We start from the raw sequence: 22,319 nt of genomic DNA, 5'->3' as shown, positions 1-22,319 counted from the left end.
GTCGGACGCACCCCGCACACCGCCGGTCACTCGCGGTGCACCGGGCGCGTCCGACGCGCCCCGGTCAGGTGATCTTGACCGGGTTGACCACGTCGGCGACGAGGACGAGGAGGGTGAAGCAGATGAAGACCCCGGCGACCACGTAGGCGACGGGCATCAGCTTGGCGACATCGAACGGGCCGGGGTCGGGGCGCTTGAAGACCCGGGCCGTGTTCCGGCGCAGCGCCTCCCACAGGGCCCCCGCGATGTGGCCGCCGTCGAGCGGGAGCAGCGGGAGCATGTTGAAGAGGAAGAGCGAGAGGTTGAAGCCGGCCAGCAGGAACAGCATCATCGCGATCTGGCTCTCCGCCGGGACGTCCAGCGTCATCACCTCGCCGCCGATGCGGGCCGCGCCGACGACGCCGACCGGGGAGTCCGCCGCGCGTTCGCCGTCGCCGAAGGCGGCGTCCCACAGGGCGGGGATCTTGGAGGGGAGGGCGATGATCGAGTCGACGCCGTTCTCCACCATGTCGCCCATGCGGACGACCGAGTCGCCGAAGGAGAGCGGGAGGATCTTCGTCTGGGCGGCGAAGCCGAGGTAGCCGGCCGTGACGTATTCGCCGGCGACCGCTTCGCCGTGCGAGTCCTTCTTGGCGACGGCGTTCTTCAGGAGGACCGCGTGCAGGTCCTTCTCCTGCCCGTCGCGCTCGACCGTGATGGTGGCGGGGCCGATGGTGTCGCGGATGCGGTCGGACAGGGTGTCCCAGGAGTCCATCCGCTGGCCGTCGAAGGCGACGATCTTGTCGCCCTTCTTCAGCCCGGCGGCCTGCGCGGGCGAGACGGCGTCGGACTTCTTGCAGGTCTCGCGCTCGGCGCTCTGCGGGATGACGCACTTCTGGACGCCGGCGACCTCGGTGGTGTTGGTCTGGAAGCCGAAGGACATGGCGACACCGAGGAAGATCACCACGGCCAGGACCAGGTTCATGAAGGGTCCGGCGAACATGACGATCACGCGCTTCCACGGCTTGCGCGTGTAGAAGAGGCGCTTCTCGTCGCCCGGTTCCAGCTCTTCGAAGGCGGCTGATCTGGCGTCCTCGATCATGCCCCGCCAGGGCGAGGTGGAGCGTGCCTCCAGCTTCCCGTCGGCGCCGGGCGGGAACATCCCGATCATGCGGATGTAGCCGCCGGCCGGGATGGCCTTGATGCCGTACTCCGTGTCGCCCTTCTTGCGGGACCAGATGGTCGGGCCGAAGCCGACCATGTACTGGGGGACGCGGATGCCGAAGAGCTTCGCCGTCGACAGGTGGCCGAGCTCGTGCCAGGCGATGGAGAACAGCAGGCCGAAGGCGAAGATCACGATGCCGAGGACCGTCAGCAGGATCGTCGTCATGCTCATGCACGTGCCTCCGCAATGGCCTTGGCCGAGAGTTCCCGGGCCCGGGTCCGCGCCCAGGTCTCCGCTTCCAGTACGTCCGCGACGGTGAGAGAAGTTCCCGATTCCGGTGTTCCGTGTTCGCCCACCACCGCCGTGACCGTGTCCATGATGCCGTTGAAGGGCAGCTTCCCGGACAGGAACGCGTCGACGCACTCCTCGTTGGCCGCGTTGAACACGGCGGGCGCGGTGCCCCCGAGCGCGCCGACGTGCCGGGCGAGGCCGACGGACGGGAAGGCCTCGGTGTCCAGCGGGTAGAACTCCCAGGTGGCCGCCTTCGTCCAGTCGAAGGCGGGCGCCGCGTCCGGGACGCGCAGCGGCCAGCCGAGGCCGATGGCGATCGGGCCGCGCATGTCGGGCGGGGTGGCCTGGGCGAGCGTGGAGCCGTCGGTGAACTCGACCATGGAGTGCACGTACGACTGGGGGTGGACGACGACCTCGATGCTGTCGAAGGGAATGTCGTAGAGCAGGTGCGCCTCGATGACTTCGAGGCCCTTGTTGACGAGAGTGGCCGAGTTCACGGTGATGACCGGCCCCATGGCCCAGGTCGGGTGCGCGAGGGCCTGCTCGGGGGTGACCTCGGCCAGCTCGCTCCTGGTGCGGCCGCGGAAGGGGCCGCCGGACGCGGTGACGACGAGCCGGCGCACATCGGCGCGGGTGCCGGCGGCGAGCGCCTGGAAGAGCGCGGCGTGCTCCGAGTCGACGGGGATGATCTGCCCCGGCGCGGCCAGCGCCTTGACCAGGGGGCCGCCGACGATCAGGGACTCCTTGTTGGCGAGCGCCAGGGTGCGCCCCGCCTTGAGGGCGGCGAGGGTCGGGGCGAGACCGATGGAGCCGGTGATCCCGTTGAGCACGGTGTGGCAGTCGCTCGCGGCCAGTTCCGTCGCCGCGTCCGGTCCGGCGAGGATCTCGGGGACCGGCTCGCCCGCCCCGTACTCCTGGCGCAGCGCCTCGCGCAGGGCGGGTACGGCCTCGGGCGAGGCGACGCCGACGGTGCGCACCTTCAGCAGGCGGGCCTGCTCGGCGAGGAGGGCGACCCGGCCGCCGGCCGCGGACAGCGCGGTGACGCGGAAGAGGTCGGGGTTGCGCAGCACCAGGTCGATGGCCTGGGTGCCGATGGACCCGGTGGAGCCGAGGATGACGAGATCCCGGCGTCCTTCCACGGCGTCGAAGACGAGGTGCGGGTCTGCGAGAGGGGCAGGGCTGTCGGTCATGCGCCCCATTGTCGCCGCTCCCCCTGTGCGCGGGGACAGGGTGTCCCGGGTTGACCCGTCCGTGTCCCCCGTCCCCGCGCTCCCCCCGTCAGCGGGTGGCGGCGGCGAACGCCTCGTGGAAGCCGGGGAACGTCTTGCGTACGCAGCCCGGATCGTCGTACGTGATGCCGGGGGTGCGCAGCCCCGCGACGGCGAACGACATGACGATGCGGTGGTCGCCGTGGGTCTCGATCTCGACGGGCCCGGGCGTGCCCGGCCGGATCTCGATCCAGTCGGGGCCCGTGGTGACCGTGATGCCCATGCGCCGCAGGTTGTCCGCGCACGCCTCCAGCCGGTCGCACTCCTTCACGCGGGTGTTGCCGACGTCCTCGATGCGTACGGGCCCCGAGGCGAAGGGGGCGATCGCGGCGAGCGTGGGCATGGTGTCGGAGATGTCGCGCATGTTGACGGTGAGGCCGCTGAGGGTGCCGGTCGAGCGGACCGTGGTGGCGCCGTCCTTCATGGTGACGTCGGCGCCCATGCGGCGCAGGACGTCGGTGAACCGCAGGTCCCCCTGGAGGGCGCCCTCGGCGAGTCCGGGCACGGTGATCTCGCGGCCGGTGAGGGCGGCGGCGGCGAAGAAGTAGCTCGCGGTGGAGGCGTCGGGTTCGACGGCGTAGGTGGTGGCGCGGTAGCCGCCGGGCTCCACGGTGAAGAGGGTGCCGCCGGGGCCGCTGCGGGTGACCCGGGCGCCGAAGGAGCGCATCATCGCGAGGGTGATCTCGATGTAGGGCGCCGAGACGAGGTCGGTGACGGTGATCCGCAGCCCGGTCTCCGTGAGCGGGCCGAGCATGAGCAGGGCGGTGAGGTACTGGCTGGACTGCCCGGCGTCCAGGGTGAGTTCGCCGCCCTTGATGCCGGCGGCCTCGATGCGCAGCGGGTGGTGGCCCTCGGCCTCCTCGTGGCGCAGGTCGACGCCGAGGGTGCGCAGGGCCTCGGTGAGCGGGGCGAGGGGGCGGCGGCGCATCTGCGCGGAAGCGTCGAAGCGGTAGCTGCCGCGGGCGCCGGCCGCCGCGAGGGTGGGCAGGAACCGGGCGGTGGTGGCCCCGTCACGGCAGTAGACGTCGGCCTGGGTGGCGGCGGGCCCGGCGGGGCGGCCGGTGATGTGCCAGGCGTCCGCCTCCTGCTCGACCTCGTAGCCGAGCGCGGTGAGCCCGGCCGCGAAGCCCTCGGTGTCGTCGGAGCGCAGCGGGCGTACGAGCGTGCTGCGGCCGTTCGCGGCGGCGGCCAGGAAGAGGGCGCGCGCGGTGACGGACTTGGAGCCGGGGACGTGGATGACGGTCACGGGCGTCCATCCTGCCGTGAACCGGGCCATGCGGCGGGGCGCGTCCAGCGACTGGACGCGCCCCGCGGTGCACGGCGGTTCAGCGGATCGGGCGGTGGACGTTCTCCTCGGTGGAGGGGCCGGGGGTGGCGTCGGCGATCCAGGGGCCCTCGCCGCTCGGGTCGACCACGCCCTCCTCCAGCCAGCCGTACGTGCCGGACAGGACGCCCTCCACGACGCGCCGGTCCAGGTCGTCGGTGTTGGACCAGAGCCGGGTGAACAGCTCCTCGACGCGGATGCGGGCCTGGCGGCAGAAGGCGTCGGCGAGCTGGTACGCCTCGCGGCCGTGCTCGTCCGTGGCGCGCAGGTGCTCGGCGCGGACGCAGGCGGCGCTCATCGCGAAGAGTTCGGCGCCGATGTCCACGATCCGGCCGAGGAAGCCCTGTTTGGTCTCCATCCGGCCCTGCCAGCGGGACATCGCGTAGAACGTGGAGCGGGCCAGCTTGCGCGAGGCGCGTTCGACGTATCGCAGATGCGTGGCCAGGTCCGGGTGGCCGGCCGGGTTGAACTCGGCGTAGGTGGTGGGGAGCTGGCCCGGGCCCGCGACGAGCTTGGGCAGCCACTTGGCGTAGAAGCCGGCCGCGTTGGCGCCCGCCTTCGCCTTGGCGGAGAGCGGCTTGTCGGGGTCGATGATGTCGCCGGCGACCTTGAGGTGGGCGTCGACGGCCTCGCGGGCGATCAGCAGGTGCATGATCTCCGTGGAGCCCTCGAAGATCCGGTTGATCCGCATGTCGCGGAGCATCTGCTCGGCGGGCACGGCCCGTTCGCCCCGGGCGGCGAGGGAGGCGGCGGTCTCGAAGCCGCGTCCGCCGCGGATCTGGACCAGTTCGTCGGCGATCAGGCAGCCCATCTCGGAGCCGTACAGCTTGGCGAGCGCCGCCTCGATGCGGATGTCGTTGCGGTCCTCGTCGGCCATCTGCGAGGCGAGGTCGACCACGGCTTCCAGGGCGAAGGTGGTCGCGGCGATGAAGGCGATCTTGGAGCCGACGGCCTCGTGCCGGGCGACCGGCCTGCCCCACTGCTCGCGGACGGCGGACCACTCGCGGGCGATCTTCAGGCACCACTTGCCGGAGCCGACGCACATCGCGGGCAGCGACAGTCGGCCCGTGTTGAGCGTGGTGAGCGCGATCTTGAGCCCGGCGCCCTCGGGTCCGATGCGGTGGGCGGCGGGCACCCGCACCTGGTGGAAGCGGGTGACGCCGTTCTCGATGCCGCGCAGGCCCATGAAGGCGTTGCGGTGCTCGACGGTGATGCCGGGGGCGTCCGCCTCGACCACGAAGGCGGTGATGCCGCCCTTGCCCTCCGGTGACTTCGGCACGCGGGCCATGACGACCAGCAGGTCCGCGACGACACCGTTGGTGGTCCACAGCTTCACTCCGTCGAGGACGTAGTCGTCCCCGTCCCTGACGGCGGTGGTGGCGAGCCGCGCGGGGTCGGAGCCCACGTCCGGCTCGGTGAGGAGGAACGCCGAGATGTCGGTACGGGCCAGCCGGGGCAGGAAGGCGTCCTTCTGCTCCTGGGTGCCGAAGGTCTTCAGCGGCTGCGGCACGCCGATCGACTGGTGCGCCGAGAGCAGCGCGCCGATCGCGGGGCTCGCGGAGCCGGCCAGGGCGAGGGCCCGGTTGTAATAGACCTGGGTCAGGCCGAGGCCGCCGTACTTGACGTCGATCTTCATGCCGAGCGCGCCGAGTTCCTTGAGGCCGCGCACGACCTCGTCGGGGATCTTCGCCTCGCGTTCGATGAGGGCGCCGTCGACCCGGGTCTCGCAGAACTCGCGGAGCCGGGCGAGGAATTCCTCGCCGCGCCGGACGTCCTCGCCCGCGGGCTGCGGGTGCGGATGGATCAGGTCCAGGCGGAAGCGGCCGAGGAAGAGTTCCTTGGCGAAGCTGGGTTTGCGCCAGTCCTGTTCCCGGGCGTCCTCGGCCACCTGGCGCGCTTCGCGTTCGGTGACCTTGGGCGTGGGCTGTTGTGCGGATGGAGCGGACATGAGGGCTCACCTCGCCGCGTCGTCGGGTGGGCGGACCCGGCAGGCGCACGGGCGGCGGGGTCCGTCCCGCCCGTGCGTACCTGTCCGGTTCTACTCGTCCGTATGTACCCGATTCCTGCCACCCCGACCAGCCCCGGGGCGCCGATCGGGTCGGTCGCCACTCCAGTGCCCGCCGCCGGATGCGGCATGCGTCCGCGTGGGTGTCAGAGCGCGAGGCCGGTGAGGACCAGGACGCGTTCGTAGGTGTAGTCGTCCATCGCGTAGCGGACGCCCTCGCGGCCCACGCCGGACTGCTTGGCTCCGCCGTACGGCATCTGGTCGGCGCGGTACGAGGGGACGTCGCCGATGATCACGCCGCCGACCTCCAGCGCGCGGTGGGCGCGGAAGGCGGCCTGGATGTCATGGGTGAACACGCCCGCCTGGAGCCCGTACTGGGAGGCGTTGACGGCGGCGAACGCCTCGGCCTCGCCGTTCACCTTCTGCACGGACAGGACCGGCCCGAAGACCTCCTCGGTGGCGAGGGTGACGCCGTCGGGCAGTCCGGCGAGGACGGTCGGGGCGTACGTGGACCCGTCGCGCTTGCCGCCCGCGAGGAGCCGGGCGCCCGCCGCGACGGCCTCGTCCACCCAGGACTCGACGCGCCGGGCGGCGGCCTCGTCCACGAGCGGGCCGACGTCGGTGGTGGGGTCGGACGGGTCGCCGGTGACCTGGGCCTCCACGGCGGCGACGATCCTCGGCAGCAGCCGGTCGTACACGGCGGCGTCGGCGATGACGCGCTGCACGGAGATGCAGGACTGGCCGCCCTGGTAGTTGGAGAAGGTCGCGATGCGGGTCGCGGCCCAGTCCAAATCCTCGTCGGAGGCGTAGTCACCGAGGACGACGGCGGCGCCGTTGCCGCCGAGCTCCAGCGTGCAGTGCTTACGGGGCACCGAGTCCATGATCGCGTAGCCGACGGAGGCGGACCCGGTGAAGGAGATCACGGGCAGCCGCTCGTCCTGGACCAGGGCGGGCATCCGGTCGTTGGGGACGGTGAGGACGGACCAGGACCCGGCCGGGAGGTCCGTCTCGGCCAGCAGCTCGCCCAGGACCAGCGAGGAGACCGGGGTCGCGGGGGCGGGCTTGAGGATGATCGGGACACCGACGGCGATGGCCGGGGCGACCTTGTGGGCGCTCAGGTTCAGCGGGAAGTTGAAGGGCGCGATGCCGAGGACGGTGCCGCGCGGGAAGCGCCGGGTGAGGCCGAGCCGGCCGGTGCCCCCGGCGTCGGTGTCGAGGCGCTGGGCCTCGCCGCTGTTGAACCGGCGGGCCTCCTCGGAGGCGAAGCGGAACACGGACACGGCCCGCCCGACCTCGCCGCGCGCCCACTTGATGGGCTTGCCGTTCTCGGCGGAGATCAGCTGCGCGATCTCCTCGGTGCGCTCGGCCAGGCGGCGGGCCACGTGGTCGAGTGCGGCGGCGCGGACGTGGGCCGGAGTCGCGGCGAACTCCTCGCGCACGGCGTGCGCGGCGGCGACGGCCTCCTCGACCTGGGCCTCGGTCGGGACGGAGACCGTTCCGACGAGGCGCCCGTCCCAGGAGTTGGTGACGTCGAAGCTTTCCTCGCCGGTGGCCTGGCGGCCGGCCAGCCAGAAGGCGTGGGTGGAGGTCATGGAGTTCCGGCCCTTCGATGGCGTGGGGTGTGTCGGCCCCCACGGTAGGGCCGCCGGGGCCGCCTGGCGTTTGTCCTGGGTGGAGCAGAGCGAGGCCGGGGCGCGCCTTATTGGCCAGGGGGCGAGGTGACCTTCAGGGCGAGCCAGAGCTCCATGCGGACGTCCGGGTCGTCCAGCGAGCGGCCGAGGATCTCCTCGACCCGCCGCATCCGGTACCGCAGGGTGTGCCGGTGGACCCCCAGGTCGGCGGCGGCCGCGTCCCACTGGCCGTGGTGCGAGAGCCAGGCGCGCACGGAGGCGACCAGATCGCCCCGGCCCTTGGCGTCGTGCTCGTACAACGCGCGGAGCATCCCGTCCGCGAAGGCCCGCACCGCGTCGTCGGCGAGCAGCGGCAGCACGGAGCCGGTGGCCAGCTCCGCGTGCTCGACCAGCGCCCGGCCCCGGCGGCGGGCCACCGAGAGGGCCTGCTCGGCCTGCTTGTACGCGGCGGACACCGCGACCGGGCCCGCCGGGGCCGACATGCCCACCACGACGTCGGACTCCTGGGCGGCGGCCGGTTCGCGCGGGGTCAGCTCGTCCTGCGCCTCGGCGTACGCCTGGCAGGCGGTCACCGCGGCTCCGCCGTCGGCCGCCAGCACCAGGAGGCGTTCGCCCTCGGGGACCATCAGCAGGGTCTCGCCGGACCGGTCGGCGGCGGTGTCGAGCGCGTCGGCCAGGAGCGCCGTGGCCGAGGGGTCCTGGCCCTCGGCGATGAGCAGCCGGAAGGGGGCGTCGAGCAGTCCGCCGTAGAGGTCCCCGGCGACCGCGCGGGCGTGGTCGGGCTGACCGGCGAGCAGCATCCGCAGCACCGCCGCGCCGAGGCGCTGCTCGGCGCCCTGGAGGGCGCGGGAGCGGGCGGTGGTGAGGGTGAGCAGGGCGACCGCCGAGTGCACGGCGTACCGCTCGGCGGTGCCGAGGGCCGCCCCGGTGCCGACGGCGAGGGCGCCGCGGACCCGGCGGCCGGTGCCCAGGGACTGGAGCTCGACCCGGTCGTCGGTGTCGCCGACGACCATGCTCGCCGGGGCGGGGCGGGCGCGCAGCCGCTCCACCTCGGGGGTGAGCCGGGCGGCGCGGCGGGCCGCCCAGTCGGGGGCGGCGGCCACGACGGCCCCGGCGGCGTCGTAGAGGGCGGCCCAGCCGTTGACGTGGGCGGCGAGGCGGGTGAGGAGGGCGGCGGGGCCGTCCCCGGCGAGCGCCGCGCTCGTGAGCTCCCGCTGCGCCTCGAAGCCGGCGGTGACCGCGCGGTACTGGTCGGCCGCGATCTGCGAGGAGACGGCCTTGGCGATGGCGATGAAGGGAGTGCGGCGGGGCACTTCGAGCAGCGGCAGTCCGGCTTCCTCGGCGGCGCCGATCAGGGGCCGGGGCACCTCGTCGTAGTTGACGCCGACGGCGAAGCCGAGCCCGGCGACCCCGGCACCGGCGAGCCTGCGCACGTAACGCCCCATAGCCTCCGGGTTCTCCGCGTCCAGGTTGGTCGCGGTGACCAGCAGCAGTTCGCCGCCCTCCATATAGGGGACGGGGTCGGTCAGCTCGCTGGCGTGCGCCCAGCGCACCGGGGTGCCGAGGCGGTCCGCCCCCGCGCGCACCGTGAGTTTGAGCGCCGAGTGCTGGACGAGCGAGGCGAGCGTGGGCGGCATGGGGGTGAGGGCCTTCGGCAGGGGGCGATTTCGCCGTCCCGTATGAACGGCTCACTTGGATTCTGCCAGGGTGGCAGAGTCCCTGTCACCGCTGCCACTCGTGTCCCGCGCGCCCCTGCCGCCCCTCCCCCCTCAGCCGGCCAGCCGTACGAGCAGCGGGGGCATGTGCTCGCCGTCCACGGTGGTCAGGGAGAGCACCGCGTGGCCGTGCGGCAGTTCGTAGGCGAGCGCGGAGGCGGACCACCGCTCCCGTTCGACCTGGCGGACGGTCACCGCGTCCGTGGTGACGGCCTTGCCGGTGGCCATCTTGCGCAGCGAGTGCAGGGCGCGGGTGAGCGGCTGGTCGGCGAAGACGCCGTGCTGGGCGACCTCGCGGACCTCCACCCACTCCTTCCCCCACGCCTCCGCGAAGCGCTTGCCGTCCCAGGTGGTGAGGCCGGGGAAGACCATGGCGCAGCCGAACGCCCCGAGCAGCGCGGCGTGCAGCCCCTCCGGCACGTCGTCCAGGGTGCGCAGGGCGAGGACCGCGCCCGCGTTGACGGACCGGAGGCGGCGGATGCCCCGGACGGTGTCGGCGGTGACGGTGTGGGTGGCGTCGTCCAGGACGAGGCAGACGAACAGCGAGCGGTCGGTGCGGGCGGCGGTGACGGCGTTGAACTGGGCGAGCACCAGGCGGGCCAGGATGCGGGACGCCTCGGCGTGGCCCCGCTCCGGCAGGTCGACGCGGACCCGCAGCGGGTGGCGGCCCAGGGAGCGCAGCGAGAACGGCCGGGCGTCCTCGCCGGTGGCGAAGAACCCCGCGAAGGCGGGCCGGTCCAGCGTGGCGATCCGGTCGGCCAGGACGGCGGCCGGGTCGGTGCCGCCGCCCGCCTGGCGGGCCCGGGCCTCCAGCTCGCGCAGCATCGCCTGGTGTCCCCCGGCCTCCAGGGCCTGGCGCAGGGCGCCGAGCGCGGCGGCGGAGCCTTCGAGGAGTTCGCGCAGTTCGGGTACGGAGGGGAAGCGGCCGTGGACCGTGCGGAACGGGCCGAGCAGCTGCCCGAGGGCGGTCGCGGCGCGCCGGGTCTCCAGGGCGGGGATGTCCCCGGCCAGCCCTTCGGCGAGGGCCGCCGCGGCCTCGTCCGGGTCGGTGGTGCCGCCGTACAGGTCGAAGTCGTGCAGGGACGCGGGGTCGCCGATGCGAATAACAACGTCGTAGGCGTCGTCCGGGCCGAGCCCGCCGCCCGCCCCGCCGACGGCGAGCACCGCGGCCTGGCCGGTGAGCGCCCGCAGCGCGAGGGCCTCCACGACGGGCCGGACGATCCGGTCGGTCTTGCCGGAGCCGGGCGGGCCGACGGCGAGCAGGGAGGTGCCGAGCGAGGCGGGTTCCAGCGCCAGGCCGGAGCCCCGGCGGGGGTAGGGGTTGCGCGGGTCGTCGGCGCACTCCCCGATGCGGACCTGGCCGGTGAGCGGGTCGTGGGTGGCGGTGCGCCGGGGCACGTCCCGGAGGCCGGAGGGGTGCAGGAAGGCGTCGGCGCCCTTGCGGAGCACGGTCTCGGTGAAGGAGGCCGTCCGGTCGGGGCGGCCGCGCGCCCCGGTCCAGGCGTGGCCCACCCGTACGCAGTCCACGTCGTTCATCCGGCCCGCGTACACGGCGGCGGTCAGCGCCTCGGCGGCGTCGGCGGAGCCGGCCGCACGCAGCTCGGGCCACTGGGCGCGCAGGGGGCCGTCCGCCGGGGCGGGGGCGGCGTCGTTCGCGTCCTGGGGGCGTCCGGGGGCGCGTCCGGCGCGGAGGTCGCGGAGGGCGTCTCCCCAGTGCGCGGCCCGGGCGATGGGCCACACGACGATGGCGGTGGTCAGCGCGTAGCAGGTGTAGGCGGCCACGGTGGCCTTCAGCTGGTCGCCGCTGAGCAGCCAGCCCTGCGCCGACCCCATGAGCACGAGCAGCAGCGGCACCTTCGGGGTCCAGGCCAGCCATAGCAGCACCACCGCGGCGGCCACCGAAAGCGTCAGCCTGAGGCGTTCGTACCGCTCGCCGGCGAAGTACCGCAGGACGTGGGCCCAGCCGCCGAGCCGGGCGGCGTAGAAGCCCAGAATGAGCACCAGGACCTCGTAGTACAGGGTGGTCGAGTCGACCACCAGGCCCGGCGCGTCCTCCCGCAGACCGCCCAGGACCCACCACTTGGGCCCGGTGATGATCTCGATCGGCTTGAACACATAGGGGACGGCGCGGGCCGAGAGCAGCAGCCACAGGAGCAGCCAGAGGATCAGCGTCGCGGCCGGGCCCACCAGCGAGGGGCGGGGCGGGCGCTCGGCGGGCCGGGGCGTGAATCCGTACCGCCAGACGCCGGGCCCGGCCTCGGGGCGGGGGGCGTTGAACCATTCGGCGGTCGGCGAGGCGGTGCCCGGGGCCGGGGTGTGCGCGAGGGGCACCGGCGCGGCGGGGGGCCGGGCGGGCGGCGGGACCGTGGGCGGGTAGGCGGGCGGGGCGGCGGGGGGCGGACCCGCCGGACGCGGTACGGAGCCTCCGGCCCGCGCGTCGGGCGGCTGCGCGCCCCGCGTGTCCCAGGCGCCGTGCGTACCGTCGTTGTCCATGAACCGTTGCCCCCTTGACCAGCCAGGTCCGTCACTGCACCGGTCAATCTAGTGCGCGCACACGGTGAGTTCAGCAACGCGCCCGGATAGTGACTGCCGGGATCGCGCCCCGTACCCCCGCGCCGCCTTCTGTCCGTCGCGGACAACGACACGTACGCGACCACTACCGATCGGAGCATGCCCCGCCCCCGGTCCCGCGCCTAGCCTGCACAACGAAGAAGCGTCCGAAACACCCCCAGGAGCCCCGCATGACCGAAATCCCGCAGGAGCGCCGACTCGTCACCGCCATCCCCGGTCCGAAGTCGGTCGAGCTGCAAGACCGCCGGCTCGCGGCGGTCGCCGCGGGCGTCGGCTCCACCCTGCCGGTGTTCACCGCGCGGGCGGGCGGCGGGATCATCGAGGACGTGGACGGCAACCGGCTGATCGACTTCGGTTCCGGCATCGCCGTGACCTCGGTCGGCGCCTCCGCCGAGGCCGTCGTGCGCCGGGCCTCCGCGCAGCTCGCGGACTTCACCCACACCTGTTTCATGGTCACGCCGTACGAGGGGTACGTGGAGGTCTGCGAGCGGCTCGCGGAGCTGACCCCGGGCGACCACGCGAAGAAGTCCGCGCTGTTCAACTCGGGCGCCGAGGCCGTCGAGAACGCGGTGAAGATCGCTCGCGCGTACACCAAGCGCACCGCGGTCGTCGTGTTCGACCACGGCTACCACGGCCGGACGAACCTCACGATGGCGCTGACCGCCAAGAACATGCCGTACAAGCAGGGCTTCGGCCCGTTCGCGCCGGAGGTCTACCGGGTGCCGGTGGCGTACGGCTACCGCTGGCCGACCGGCGCCGAGAACGCCGGCGCGGAGGCGTCCGCCCAGGCCATCGACCAGATCACCAAGCAGATCGGCGCGGAGAACGTCGCCGCGATCATCATCGAGCCGGTGCTCGGCGAGGGCGGCTTCATCGAGCCGGCCAAGGGCTTCCTGCCGGCCATCGAGCGGTTCGCCAAGGACAACGGCATCGTCTTCGTGGCCGACGAGATCCAGTCGGGCTTCTGCCGGACCGGCCAGTGGTTCGCCTGTGAGGACGAGGGCATCGTCCCGGACCTGATCACCACGGCCAAGGGCATCGCGGGCGGCCTTCCGCTGTCGGCCGTGACCGGCCGCGCCGAGATCATGGACGCGGCGCACGCGGGCGGTCTCGGCGGTACGTACGGCGGCAACCCGGTCGCCTGCGCGGGCGCCCTCGGGGCGATCGAGACGATGCGCGAGCTGGACCTGAACAAGAAGGCGAAGCGCATCGAGGAGGTCATGAAGGGCCGCCTCGAAGGGATGCGCGCGAAGCTGCCGAACGGCGGGCTGATCGGTGACATCCGGGGCCGCGGCGCGATGATCGCGATCGAGCTGGTGAAGCCGGGCACGAAGGACCCGCACCCGGAGGCGGCGGCGCGGCTCGCGAAGGCGTGCCACGCCGAGGGCGTCCTCGTCCTGACCTGCGGCACCTACGGCAACGTGCTGCGCTTCCTGCCGCCGCTGGTGATCGGCGAGGACCTGCTGGGCGAGGGTCTGGACGTCCTGGAGGGCGCCTTCGCGGGCCTCTGATCCCCGGATCGCGTGCGGGCCTGTGAAGAAAAGGTGGGGGGCCGATGGCGGGATACCGTACCCGCTATCGGTCCCCCCTCCCCTGACGTACGGTTTCCGCAGATGAGAGAAACACCCCGCCCGCAGGGGACTGCGGGTGAATCCGGGTCGGAGCTTCCTCGGCACCGTCCCGGGCGTGCTTTCGCGCACACCACTGGGGCATCACGCTCCGGAACTCCTCACCGATCGGATGGCCGCCCGCCCCACACCCCCCGGGGCGCGCGGCAAACCGGTCCACTCGTCCGCTCCGGAACAACCCCCCCAGTTCCGGGGCGGACGGCTTTTTTCTTCTCCCTGGTGTCGGGCCTGTCGGCCCTCTTCGCGCTGATCACCTGGCAGATCGCCGCCGACGGCCCGCTGCGCGGCCTCGACGAGCGGGCCGGGCGTGCCCTCGTCGGCCACGGCCCCCGGTGGCTCACCGAATTCCTCGCCGATCTCGGCAACATGCAGGTCGCCCTTCCGGTGCTGGCCTGTGCGCTCGGCTGGTCGGTGCTGCGCGGGCGGCGCCGGGAGGCTCTGGCCGCGGCCCTCGCGATGGCTGCGGTGCCCCTGCTCGTCGTACCGCTGAAGGACTGGATCGCCCGGCCCGGGCCGCTGACGGAGGCCACCGGCTACTACCCGTCGGGGCACGCGGCGACGGCGGCGGTGGCGTACGGGGCTTCGGCGCTGCTGCTCGCCGGGCGGGGGCGGCGCAGATGGATGATGCCCGTCATCGCCGTCCTGCTGACGGCGATGACGGGCATCGGTCTGGTGCTCCGCGGCTATCACTGGCCGCTGGATGTGCTGGGCAGCTGGTTCCTGTGCGGGCTGCTGCTCCTGCTGTTGTACGGGGTGCTCAGCCGAAGTAGGCGTCGAAGTTCTTCGAGAACTCCCAGTTGTTGAAGCGGTCCCAGTTGACGGACCAGGTCATCAGGCCGCGCAGGCCCGACCAGGTGCCGTGGGTGGCGTAGGAGCCGCAGTCGGTCTTCTTGGTGAGGCAGTTGAGCGCCTTGGTGACCTCGGCGGGCGAGGTGTGTCCGTTGCCCGCCTGCGTGGAGGCCGGGAGGCCGATCGCGATCTGGTCGGGCCGCAGGCCGGGGAAGACCTTCGTCTGGTCACCGGCGACGGGGAAGCCGGCCATCAGCATGTCGGTCATCGCGATGTGGAAGTCGGCGCCGCCCATGGAGTGGTACTGGTTGTCCAGACCCATGATGGAGCCCGAGTTGTAGTCCTGGACGTGCAGCAGGGTGAGGTCGTCGCGCAGCGCGTGGATCACCGGCAGGTAGGCACCGGCGCGCGGGTCCTGGCCGCCCCAGGGACCGGAGCCGTAGTACTGGTACCCGAGCTGCACGAAGAAGGTCTCCGGGGCCATGGTGAGGACGAACTTCTCGCCGTACTTGGCCTTGAGGGTCTTCACCGCCGAGATCAGGTTGACGATCACCGGGGTGGTGGGGTTCCGGAAGTCGGTGTCCCCGGTGTTCAGCGAGAGCGAGTGGCCCTCGAAGTCGATGTCCAGACCGTCGAGGCCGTACTCGTCGATGATCTTGCTGACCGAGGAGACGAACGTGTCACGGGCGGCGGTGGTGGCGAGCTGCACCTGGCCGTTCTGGCCGCCGATGGAGATCAGGACCTTCTTGCCTGCGGCCTGCTTGGCCTTGATGGCCGCCTTGAACTCGGCCTCCGACTCGACGTTCGGGCACTCGGTGACCGGGCAGAGCTTGAAGCGGATGTCCCCCGAGGTGACGGAGGTCGGCTCGCCGAAGGCCAGGTCGATGACGTCCCAGGAGTCGGGCACGTCCGCCATGCGCGTGTAGCCGGAGCCGTTGGCGAAGCTGGCGTGCAGATAGCCGACGAGCGCGTGGGCCGGCAGCTGGGTACCGGTACCGCCCTCGCTGCCCTTGCCGGTGGTCGCCGCGACCGCGGCCGACTTGGCGGACTCGCCCGCCTCGTTGACGGCGCTGACCTGGAAGCTGTACGCGGTGGAGGCGCTGAGTCCGGTCACGGTGGCCGAGGTCCCGGTGACGCTCTGGACCTTGGTGCCGCCCTGGTAGACGTTGTAGCCGGTGGCCCCGGAGGAGCCCGTCCAGGACAGGGCGACCGAGGAGGAGGTGACCGTACCGGCCTTGAGGGCCGTGGGGGCGGAGGGCAGCACGACCGGGTCGCCGCCCGGGCCGACGAGGCTGATGTCGTCGGCGTAGTAGGCCGGGGTGCCGTACCAGCCGTGCGTGTAGATGCTGACCGAGGTGGTGGAGGGCCCGGTCGTGAAGGTGGTCGTGAGCTTCTGCCAGCCGGGGGCGGACTGCGTCCAGGTGGAGACGTCCGTCGTGCCGGTGCCCGAGGCGCCGAGGTAGACGTAACTGCCCTGCACCCAGGCGCTCAGCGTGTACGTGGAGCCGGGCTTGACCTTCACGGACTGGGAGCACTGCGCGTTGTCGCTGCCGGCCGGGGTGGCCTTCAGCGCCGAAGTCCCGCCGTGTACGGGGGTGCTGACGACCGCTCCGCTGCCGCCGGAGCAGTTCCAGCCGGACAGCCCGGCCTCGAAGGTGCCGTTGCCCGCCAGCTCGGCGTCGGCCGCGGCGGCGGTGGGCGCCGAGGCGGCGAGACCGCCTGCGGCGAGCAGGGCGGCCGAGAAGGCGGCCACAAGTCCGGTCAGGCGGGCGGGGGGTCTTGTGCGTTCCACAACGGCCTCCGTACAGGGGGGAATTGGTGCGGCGCGGGGAATTGATGCGGCGCGCACAACATGGTCCAGACCAATCGGGTTGTCAAGACCTCTGGCAGGGTCAGACCCCCTCGCCGCCTGCGGGGCCCGCCGCCGCCTCGTGCATCGCGAGCTCCAGGAGCGTGGCGTCGGTGAGGGTGCCCGAGCCGTCGGGCGGGACGAGCCAGCGCACCTTTCCGGCCGGCCGGCCCGGGTGCGGGACGACGATCCAGGTGCCGCTCCCGGCCCCCCGGATGCCGGTGCCGACCCAGCGGGCGACGGTGCCCGGCGGGACGAAGAACCCCATCCGGGACTCGCCGAAGTCCGCGAGGACCGGTCCCGGCCGGTCGACGAGCCGGGTGAGCACGTCGAGCGTGGGATAGCCCAGCTCCCCCGGCAGGATCAGTACGTCCCAGCGCCGGCCGGCGGGCAGGAGCGCGATCCCCCGCGGATCGCGCTCCCAGTCCCACCGGCAGGCGACCGGGTCGGGCGCCGCCGACGCCAGCCACTCGACCGCTGCCCTGACCTTCGAGCCCTTCATGGCCCGCCTCCGTAGTCCGTGTCGCGCCGGCCGGACGGCGGGCGCGTTCACGGGAGAGAGCGGGTCGGCGGCGATCCATGACGCGGGTTCGGCTACTCATTGGTAGTGATCTGGGTCACGCCGGACCGTTGTCAGTGGCGGGTGGCAGACTCCGGAGCATGGAACACATGGGGGACGTGCGCAGTATCGAAGACCTCGTCGAGCTGGCCGGCCGCGGCGAGAAGGTGAAGTACCTGCACTTCTGGGGGCACCGGCCGCGCCCGGACGGCTCCATCGGCGCGAGCTGCCTCAGTCAGTGGTGGCCCTCACCGTTCACGGTCGACGGGGTGACGTACGCGTCGGCGGAGCACTGGATGATGGCCGGCAAGGCCCGGCTGTTCGGCGACGCGGAGGCGGCGGAGCGGGCGGTGGCGGCGAAGACCCCGGCCGAGGCGAAGAAGGTCGGCCGGCTGGTCCGGGGCTTCGATGACGCCGTCTGGAAGCGGGAGCGGTACGGCCTGGTGGTGGCGGGCAGCGTGCACAAGTTCGGCCAGGACCCGGAGCTCGGCGCGTTCCTGCTGCGCACCGGTGACCGGGTGCTGGTGGAGGCGAGCCCCATGGACCGCATCTGGGGCATCGGGCTCGCGGCGGACGACCCGCGCGCCGAGGACCCGGCGGAGTGGCGCGGGCTCAATCTGCTGGGGTTCGCGCTGATGGCGGCCCGGGAGGAGCTGCGGGCCCAGGCCGTGTGAGGCGGCTCGCGGGCGGAGGTGTCTCCCGTCGCCCCGCGAGCCGGGGTGCCGGTGCGCTCAGGCCCGTACGGAGAAGTGGCCCAGCGGCGGGAGCTCGCGCGCCTCGGCGACGAGCGAGACGGGCGCGGGCTCGTAGTCGGACCCGCTGTCCTCGTCATCGAACTCGTCGTTGGTCACGAGCCAGATGAAGAGGCCGAGGAAGGCCGCGCTGACGACGATCCCGATGGAGCCGAGGATGATCCCGGCCAGTGCCACGCCCCCGTTGTCGGCCTCGCCCCGCTGGGCGCGGCCGCGGCCGATGATGCCGAAGATCAGCGCGAGGATGCCGAGGACGATGCCCAGGCCGTACATGCAGAATCCGGCCGTCGCGATGATGCCGAGCACCAGGGCGGCGATGCCCATCCCGTTGGCGGGCGCCGGTCCGCCCCACGGGTTTCCGTAGCCCGGGTAGCCGTACTGCGGCGCCTGCCCGGCGGGGTAGCCGAACTGCGGGGGCTGGGCGCCGGGGTAGCCGTATCCCGGGGCCTGCGGGCCGGGATAGCCGTACTGCGGCGGGGTGCCGGGGTAGCCGTCCTGCGCCTGGGCGCCCGGGAAGCCGTCCTGGGGCGGCGGTCCGGCCTGGCCGGGGCCGTTCGGCCCGACGGGCGGCGGGGGCACGGCCCCGGGGGTTCCGGGCGCCGCCCATGCGGCGGGCCCGGTCTGCGGCGTGCCGAATCCGGTGGGCGGGACCGGTCCGGTGCCGATACCCGGCATGGAGGTGACCGTCTGCTGGTCGTGCACGGCGGGCGGGCGCGGGGCCCCGGATATGCCGTCTCCGGGTATGGCGTCGGCCGGGGCGTCGGCGCCGGGGGTCCCGGCGCCGGGCTTCTTGTCCAGGGGCACGCGGGGCGCCGGGCTGTCCGAGGGCTCGGGGCTGCCCGGAGCGGCCGGGGTGCGCCGCTCCGGCGGTGCCCAGGGATCGATCGGTGCGGCCCCGTCCGCAGGCTGATCTGTGTTGTCTGACATGGGCCTCCCCCATCGTGATGCGGTCATGCTACGGGCCCGTCCTACGATGACTCCCGTCCCCCGCCCCGGTCGCCCCCTGACCGGGGCCCGTCACACTCCACGCCCACGGAGGCCCCGATGACCGACCTGCACCCCTTCATCGCGGGGCTGCCCAAGGCCGAGCTCCATGTCCACCACGTCGGTTCGGCCTCCCCCCGCATCGTCGCGGAGCTGGCCGCGCACCACCCCGACTCCAAGGTCCCCACCGCCCCCGAGGCGCTGGCCGACTATTTCACCTTCACCGACTTCGCCCACTTCATCGACGTCTACCTGTCGGTCGTGGACCTGATCCGCACCCCGGAGGACGTCCGGCTGCTGACGTACGAGGTCGCCCGTGACATGGCCCGGCAGAACATCCGGTACGCGGAGCTGACGGTCACCCCGTTCTCCTCGACCCGGCGCGGCATTCCCGAGCAGGGGTTCATGGAGGCGATCGAGGACGCCCGCAAGGCGGCCGAGCGGGAGCTCGGCGTCGTGCTGCGCTGGTGCTTCGACATCCCCGGCGAGGCCGGTCTTGCGGCCGCCGAGGAGACCACCCGGCTCGCGGTGGACCTGCGGCCCGAGGGGCTGGTGTCGTTCGGCCTCGGCGGCCCGGAGATCGGTGTGGACCGTCCGCAGTTCAAGCCCTACTTCGACCGCGCCATCGCCGAGGGCCTGCACTCGGTGCCGCACGCCGGGGAGACCACGGGCCCGCAGACCGTCTGGGACGCGCTGACCGAGCTGCGCGCCGAGCGCATCGGCCACGGCACCAGCTCGGTCGCCGACCCGAAGCTGCTCGACCACCTCGCCGAGCGGCGCATCGCCCTGGAGGTCTGCCCCACGTCCAACATCGCGACCCGGGCGGTGAAGGACATCGAGCAGCACCCGGTCCGCGAGATGGTCCAGGCCGGGGTGCTGGTCACGATCAACAGCGACGACCCGCCCATGTTCGGCACCGACCTCAACAACGAGTACGCGGTGGCCGCCCGCATCCTCGGCCTGGACGAGCACGGCCTGGCCGCGCTCGCGAAGAACGCCGTCGAGGCGTCCTTCCTGGACCCGGCCGGCAAGCGGACGCTGTCCGACGAGATCGACACGTACACCGCCAACTGGCTGACCCGCGCCGGACGCTGACGCACCGGCGGTGACAATGGCCCCATGCCCACGCCCACGCCTGTCACCGCCGTCGCGCATCGCGGCGATCCGTACCGTGCCCGCGAGAACACCCTCGCCTCGATCCGCTCCGCGCTCGAACGCGGGGCGGACGCGGTGGAGATCGACGTCCGGGTCACCCGGGACGGGGTGCCGGTCCTGCTGCACGACGCCACGCTGGACCGGCTGTGGGGTCATGACCTGCGGCTGGACCGGCTCAGCCACCAGGAGCTGACCGAGCTGACGGCGGGCGGGGTGCCGACGCTGCGCGAGGCGCTGCCGGCCGTCGGCGCGCACCGCGTGATGATCGATCTGCCGGGCTCCACGCCGGATTCGGTGAAGCGCACGGTGGGCGTGGTGCGGGAGTGCGGGGCCGGTGAGCGCGTGTACTACTGCGCGGGGCCCGAGGCGATGCTGCGGGTGCGGGCGGCCGACCCGTCGGCCGAGATCGCGATGACCTGGACGACGCTCGCTCCCCCGCGTGCGGCGCTGCTCGACGCGGTCCGGCCGCGCTGGCTGAACTACCGGTTCGGGCTGGTCAGCCGGGAGCTGACGGACCGCAATCACCGCGACGGGCTGCTGGTCTCGGCGTGGACCGCCGACACCGGCCGGACGATGCGCCGGCTGCTCGCGTACGGCGTGGACTCCGTCACCACCAACCGGATCGACGTGCTCCGCAAGCTGATCGACCGGCACGGAGCCGGGCGGAGACCGTGACAAGCCCCCGCACGGTCTGGCGCCGGATGCGGGAGACCGGCGGTCCGGGTCCCCGGGTGACCGACATCGGCGTGGTCCTGCTGGTGCAGGCGGCGGTGTCGGTGCCCTGGGTGCTGCCCCGCGACCCCCGCCTCGAACCCGCGACGCTGTCCGCGTATCTGCTGACCACCCTGACCGTGCTTCCGCTGCTGTGGCGGCGCCGGGCCCCGGTGCGGGTGCTGCTGGCGGTGGTGGCGGCGCAGGGCCTGTACGGGCTGGCCGCCGACGGGCCGGGGCAGACCCTGCCGTACACCGGTCTGGTCGCCCTCTACAGCGTCGCCGCCTACGCCCCGGCACGGGCCCGCCGGCTCTGCGGGGCGCTGACCCTGGCGATCGTCTTCCCCTCGGTCGCGTTCAACACGGGCGAGGCCAGGGAGCTGGTCTTCTCGCTGATGGTGTTCACGGCGGCGTACGGGTTCGGCCGGTTCACGGACACCCGCCAGGCGTACACCAGGGCCGTCGAGGACCGGGCGCGGCAGCTGGAGGTCACCCGCCGGATCGAGGCCGAGCAGGCGGCGACCCGGGAACGGGCCAGGATCGCCCGGGAGATGCACGACATCCTGTCGCACGCGGGGAGCCTGATGATCGTGCAGGCGGAGGCGGGCCCGGTGGCGGTCCGTACGGCTCCGGAGCGGGCGGAGGCGGCGTTCGACGCGATCTCGGAGACCGGCAGGGACGCGATGGTCCAGCTGCGCCGGATGCTCGGCGTGCTGCGCGAGAGCGAGCAGGGGCCCGGCGCGCCCCGCTCCCCGCAGCCGGCCCTGTCCGAACTCCCGGCGCTGGTGGAGCGCGTACGCGCCAGCGGCCTGGCGGTGACCCTCACGGTGACCGGTCCGGAGCGCCCGCTGCCCCGGGACACCGACAGCGCCGTGTACCGGATCGTGCAGGAGGCCCTGACCAACACGGTCAAGCACGCCGCCGCCTCCGAGGCCGCCGTCCTGCTGGCGTACGGGGAGAGCGGCCTGACCGTCTCGGTGACCGACGACGGCCGCGGCGGGGGCACGGGCACCGGGCACGGCCTGATCGGCATCCGGGAGCGGGCGGCGGCGCACGGCGGCAGCGCCCGTACCGGTCCGGGGCCGGGCGGACGGGGATTCCGGGTCGACGTCACGCTCCCCCTCGTGCCGGTAACGCCCTCGGTGGAGGTGGGGAGTTGACGATCCGTGTCGTGGTGGCGGACGACCAGGAGCTGGTCCGCAGCGGGTTCGCGATGATCCTGGACGCCCAGCCGGACATCGAGGTGGTGGCCGAGGCGGGCGACGGGGCGCAGGCGGTGGACGCGGTGCGCCGGCTGGAGCCGGACGTGGCCCTGCTGGACATCCGGATGCCCGTCCTGGACGGCATCGGCGCCTGCCGCGAGATCAGCGCCCGGACCGCCTGCCGGACGGTCATGCTGACGACCTTCGACTCCGACGCGTACGTGTACGAGGCGCTGCACGCCGGAGCGAGCGGCTTCCTCCTCAAGGACGTCCGCCGGGACGACCTCGTGCACGCGGTACGGGTGGTGGCGGCGGGCGACTCGCTGCTGGCGCCCTCGGTGGCGCGGCTCCTGATCGCCGCGTACACCTCGCGTCCGGAGCAGGCGACGGCGGTCGCGGACGAGCGGCGGCTCGGTGTCCTGACCGCCCGGGAGCGCGAGACGCTGCTGCATCTGGCGCGCGGTCTTTCCAACGCGGAGATCGCGGCGGCGATGGTGGTCAGCGACCACACGGTGAAGACGCATGTGGGCAACGTGCTGTCCAAACTGGGCCTGCGCGACCGCATCCAGGCCGTCATCTGCGCCTACGAGACCGGGCTCGTCGCTCCCTCGCCCGAGGGAGCACCGCCCTCCTCCTCCCCCGCGCAGGGGAGGAACGAGCCCGCCGGGAACCCCCCGCTCCGGTGATCCGCGAAGGGCCTCCCGGTCCGCAGGATGGGATCGACAACGGCGCGGTCGACGG

General features: G+C 73.2%; 17 protein-coding genes. 7 read left to right on the top strand and 10 right to left on the bottom strand.

What is annotated here, in order from left to right; all coding sequences use genetic code 11:
* Positions 1–64: 64 nt before the first annotated feature.
* The 7 genes from OHS17_RS24920 to OHS17_RS24890 all read right to left on the bottom strand — a co-directional run bounded on the left by OHS17_RS24920 (position 65) and on the right by OHS17_RS24890 (position 11,871).
* Positions 65–1,375, bottom strand: coding sequence for a M50 family metallopeptidase (locus OHS17_RS24920; RefSeq protein ID WP_330313945.1), 1,311 nt, complete (start codon positions 1,373–1,375; stop codon positions 65–67).
* Positions 1,372–2,634: a 1-deoxy-D-xylulose-5-phosphate reductoisomerase gene (gene dxr, locus OHS17_RS24915; RefSeq protein ID WP_330313944.1), complete on the bottom strand. Its 1,263-nt coding sequence runs from the start codon at positions 2,632–2,634 to the stop codon at positions 1,372–1,374. Before dxr ends, OHS17_RS24920 begins: the two co-directional genes overlap by 4 nt.
* A 79-nt stretch (positions 2,635–2,713) precedes the next feature.
* On the bottom strand, positions 2,714–3,949 hold the full coding sequence (gene aroA, locus OHS17_RS24910; RefSeq protein WP_330313943.1) for a 3-phosphoshikimate 1-carboxyvinyltransferase: 1,236 nt from the start codon (positions 3,947–3,949) through the stop codon (positions 2,714–2,716).
* Between the two features lie 79 nt (positions 3,950–4,028).
* Complete coding sequence (locus OHS17_RS24905) at positions 4,029–5,975, bottom strand: acyl-CoA dehydrogenase family protein (RefSeq protein WP_330313942.1); 1,947 nt, start codon at positions 5,973–5,975, stop codon at positions 4,029–4,031.
* A 203-nt stretch (positions 5,976–6,178) separates the two neighbouring features.
* Positions 6,179–7,624 (bottom strand): aldehyde dehydrogenase family protein, encoded by a 1,446-nt coding sequence (locus OHS17_RS24900; protein WP_330313941.1) that lies wholly within the window; start codon positions 7,622–7,624, stop codon positions 6,179–6,181.
* 107 nt (positions 7,625–7,731) lie between these two features.
* Positions 7,732–9,300, bottom strand: coding sequence for a PucR family transcriptional regulator (locus tag OHS17_RS24895; protein ID WP_330313940.1), 1,569 nt, complete (start codon positions 9,298–9,300; stop codon positions 7,732–7,734).
* Positions 9,301–9,432: 132 nt separating this feature from the next.
* Positions 9,433–11,871 (bottom strand): ATP/GTP-binding protein, encoded by a 2,439-nt coding sequence (locus OHS17_RS24890; RefSeq protein WP_330313939.1) that lies wholly within the window; start codon positions 11,869–11,871, stop codon positions 9,433–9,435.
* 248 nt (positions 11,872–12,119) lie between these two features.
* Here OHS17_RS24890 and gabT point away from each other — a divergent pair, with 248 nt between their 5' ends.
* Both gabT and OHS17_RS24880 read left to right on the top strand, forming a co-directional pair.
* Positions 12,120–13,460: a 4-aminobutyrate--2-oxoglutarate transaminase gene (gabT, locus tag OHS17_RS24885; protein ID WP_330313938.1), complete on the top strand. Its 1,341-nt coding sequence runs from the start codon at positions 12,120–12,122 to the stop codon at positions 13,458–13,460.
* 102 nt (positions 13,461–13,562) lie between these two features.
* Positions 13,563–14,381, top strand: a complete 819-nt coding sequence (locus OHS17_RS24880) for a phosphatase PAP2 family protein (protein WP_330313937.1) — start codon at positions 13,563–13,565, stop codon at positions 14,379–14,381.
* On the opposite strand, the gene OHS17_RS24875 is transcribed toward OHS17_RS24880, so the two are convergent.
* The gene (locus OHS17_RS24875; protein WP_330313936.1) at positions 14,335–16,158 is read right to left on the bottom strand and encodes a chitinase; all 1,824 of its coding nucleotides are present in this window, start codon (positions 16,156–16,158) and stop codon (positions 14,335–14,337) included. The genes OHS17_RS24880 and OHS17_RS24875 overlap by 47 nt on opposite strands.
* A 100-nt stretch (positions 16,159–16,258) precedes the next feature.
* Positions 16,259–16,717: a hypothetical protein gene (locus OHS17_RS24870; protein WP_330313935.1), complete on the bottom strand. Its 459-nt coding sequence runs from the start codon at positions 16,715–16,717 to the stop codon at positions 16,259–16,261.
* Positions 16,718–16,884: 167 nt separating this feature from the next.
* Between OHS17_RS24870 and OHS17_RS24865 the strand changes: the two genes are divergently transcribed.
* Entirely contained in the window at positions 16,885–17,448 is a 564-nt protein-coding gene (locus OHS17_RS24865) for an NADAR family protein (RefSeq protein ID WP_330315344.1), read from the top strand.
* Positions 17,449–17,505: 57 nt separating this feature from the next.
* Here the strand turns inward: OHS17_RS24865 and OHS17_RS24860 are convergent, their stop codons facing one another.
* The gene (locus OHS17_RS24860; RefSeq protein ID WP_330313934.1) at positions 17,506–18,453 is read right to left on the bottom strand and encodes a DUF4190 domain-containing protein; all 948 of its coding nucleotides are present in this window, start codon (positions 18,451–18,453) and stop codon (positions 17,506–17,508) included.
* 117 nt (positions 18,454–18,570) lie between these two features.
* Here OHS17_RS24860 and OHS17_RS24855 point away from each other — a divergent pair, with 117 nt between their 5' ends.
* The 4 genes from OHS17_RS24855 to OHS17_RS24840 are packed head-to-tail and all read left to right on the top strand — an operon-like array spanning position 18,571 to position 22,264.
* On the top strand, positions 18,571–19,605 hold the full coding sequence (locus OHS17_RS24855; protein WP_330313933.1) for an adenosine deaminase: 1,035 nt from the start codon (positions 18,571–18,573) through the stop codon (positions 19,603–19,605).
* Between the two features lie 24 nt (positions 19,606–19,629).
* Positions 19,630–20,340 carry a glycerophosphodiester phosphodiesterase gene (locus OHS17_RS24850; RefSeq protein ID WP_330313932.1) on the top strand — a complete coding sequence of 237 codons (711 nt, stop codon included), beginning with the start codon at positions 19,630–19,632 and terminating at the stop codon, positions 20,338–20,340.
* A 26-nt stretch (positions 20,341–20,366) separates the two neighbouring features.
* Positions 20,367–21,536: a sensor histidine kinase gene (locus tag OHS17_RS24845; protein ID WP_330315343.1), complete on the top strand. Its 1,170-nt coding sequence runs from the start codon at positions 20,367–20,369 to the stop codon at positions 21,534–21,536.
* Positions 21,533–22,264 (top strand): response regulator transcription factor, encoded by a 732-nt coding sequence (locus OHS17_RS24840; protein ID WP_330313931.1) that lies wholly within the window; start codon positions 21,533–21,535, stop codon positions 22,262–22,264. The genes OHS17_RS24845 and OHS17_RS24840 overlap by 4 nt, the downstream gene beginning before the upstream one ends.
* The last annotated feature ends 55 nt before the right edge of the window (positions 22,265–22,319 follow it).

It is taken from the genome of Streptomyces sp. NBC_00523 (assembly GCF_036346615.1).
GTDB lineage: Bacteria > Actinomycetota > Actinomycetes > Streptomycetales > Streptomycetaceae > Streptomyces.
This window is presented reverse-complemented; position numbering and strand designations above follow the sequence as displayed.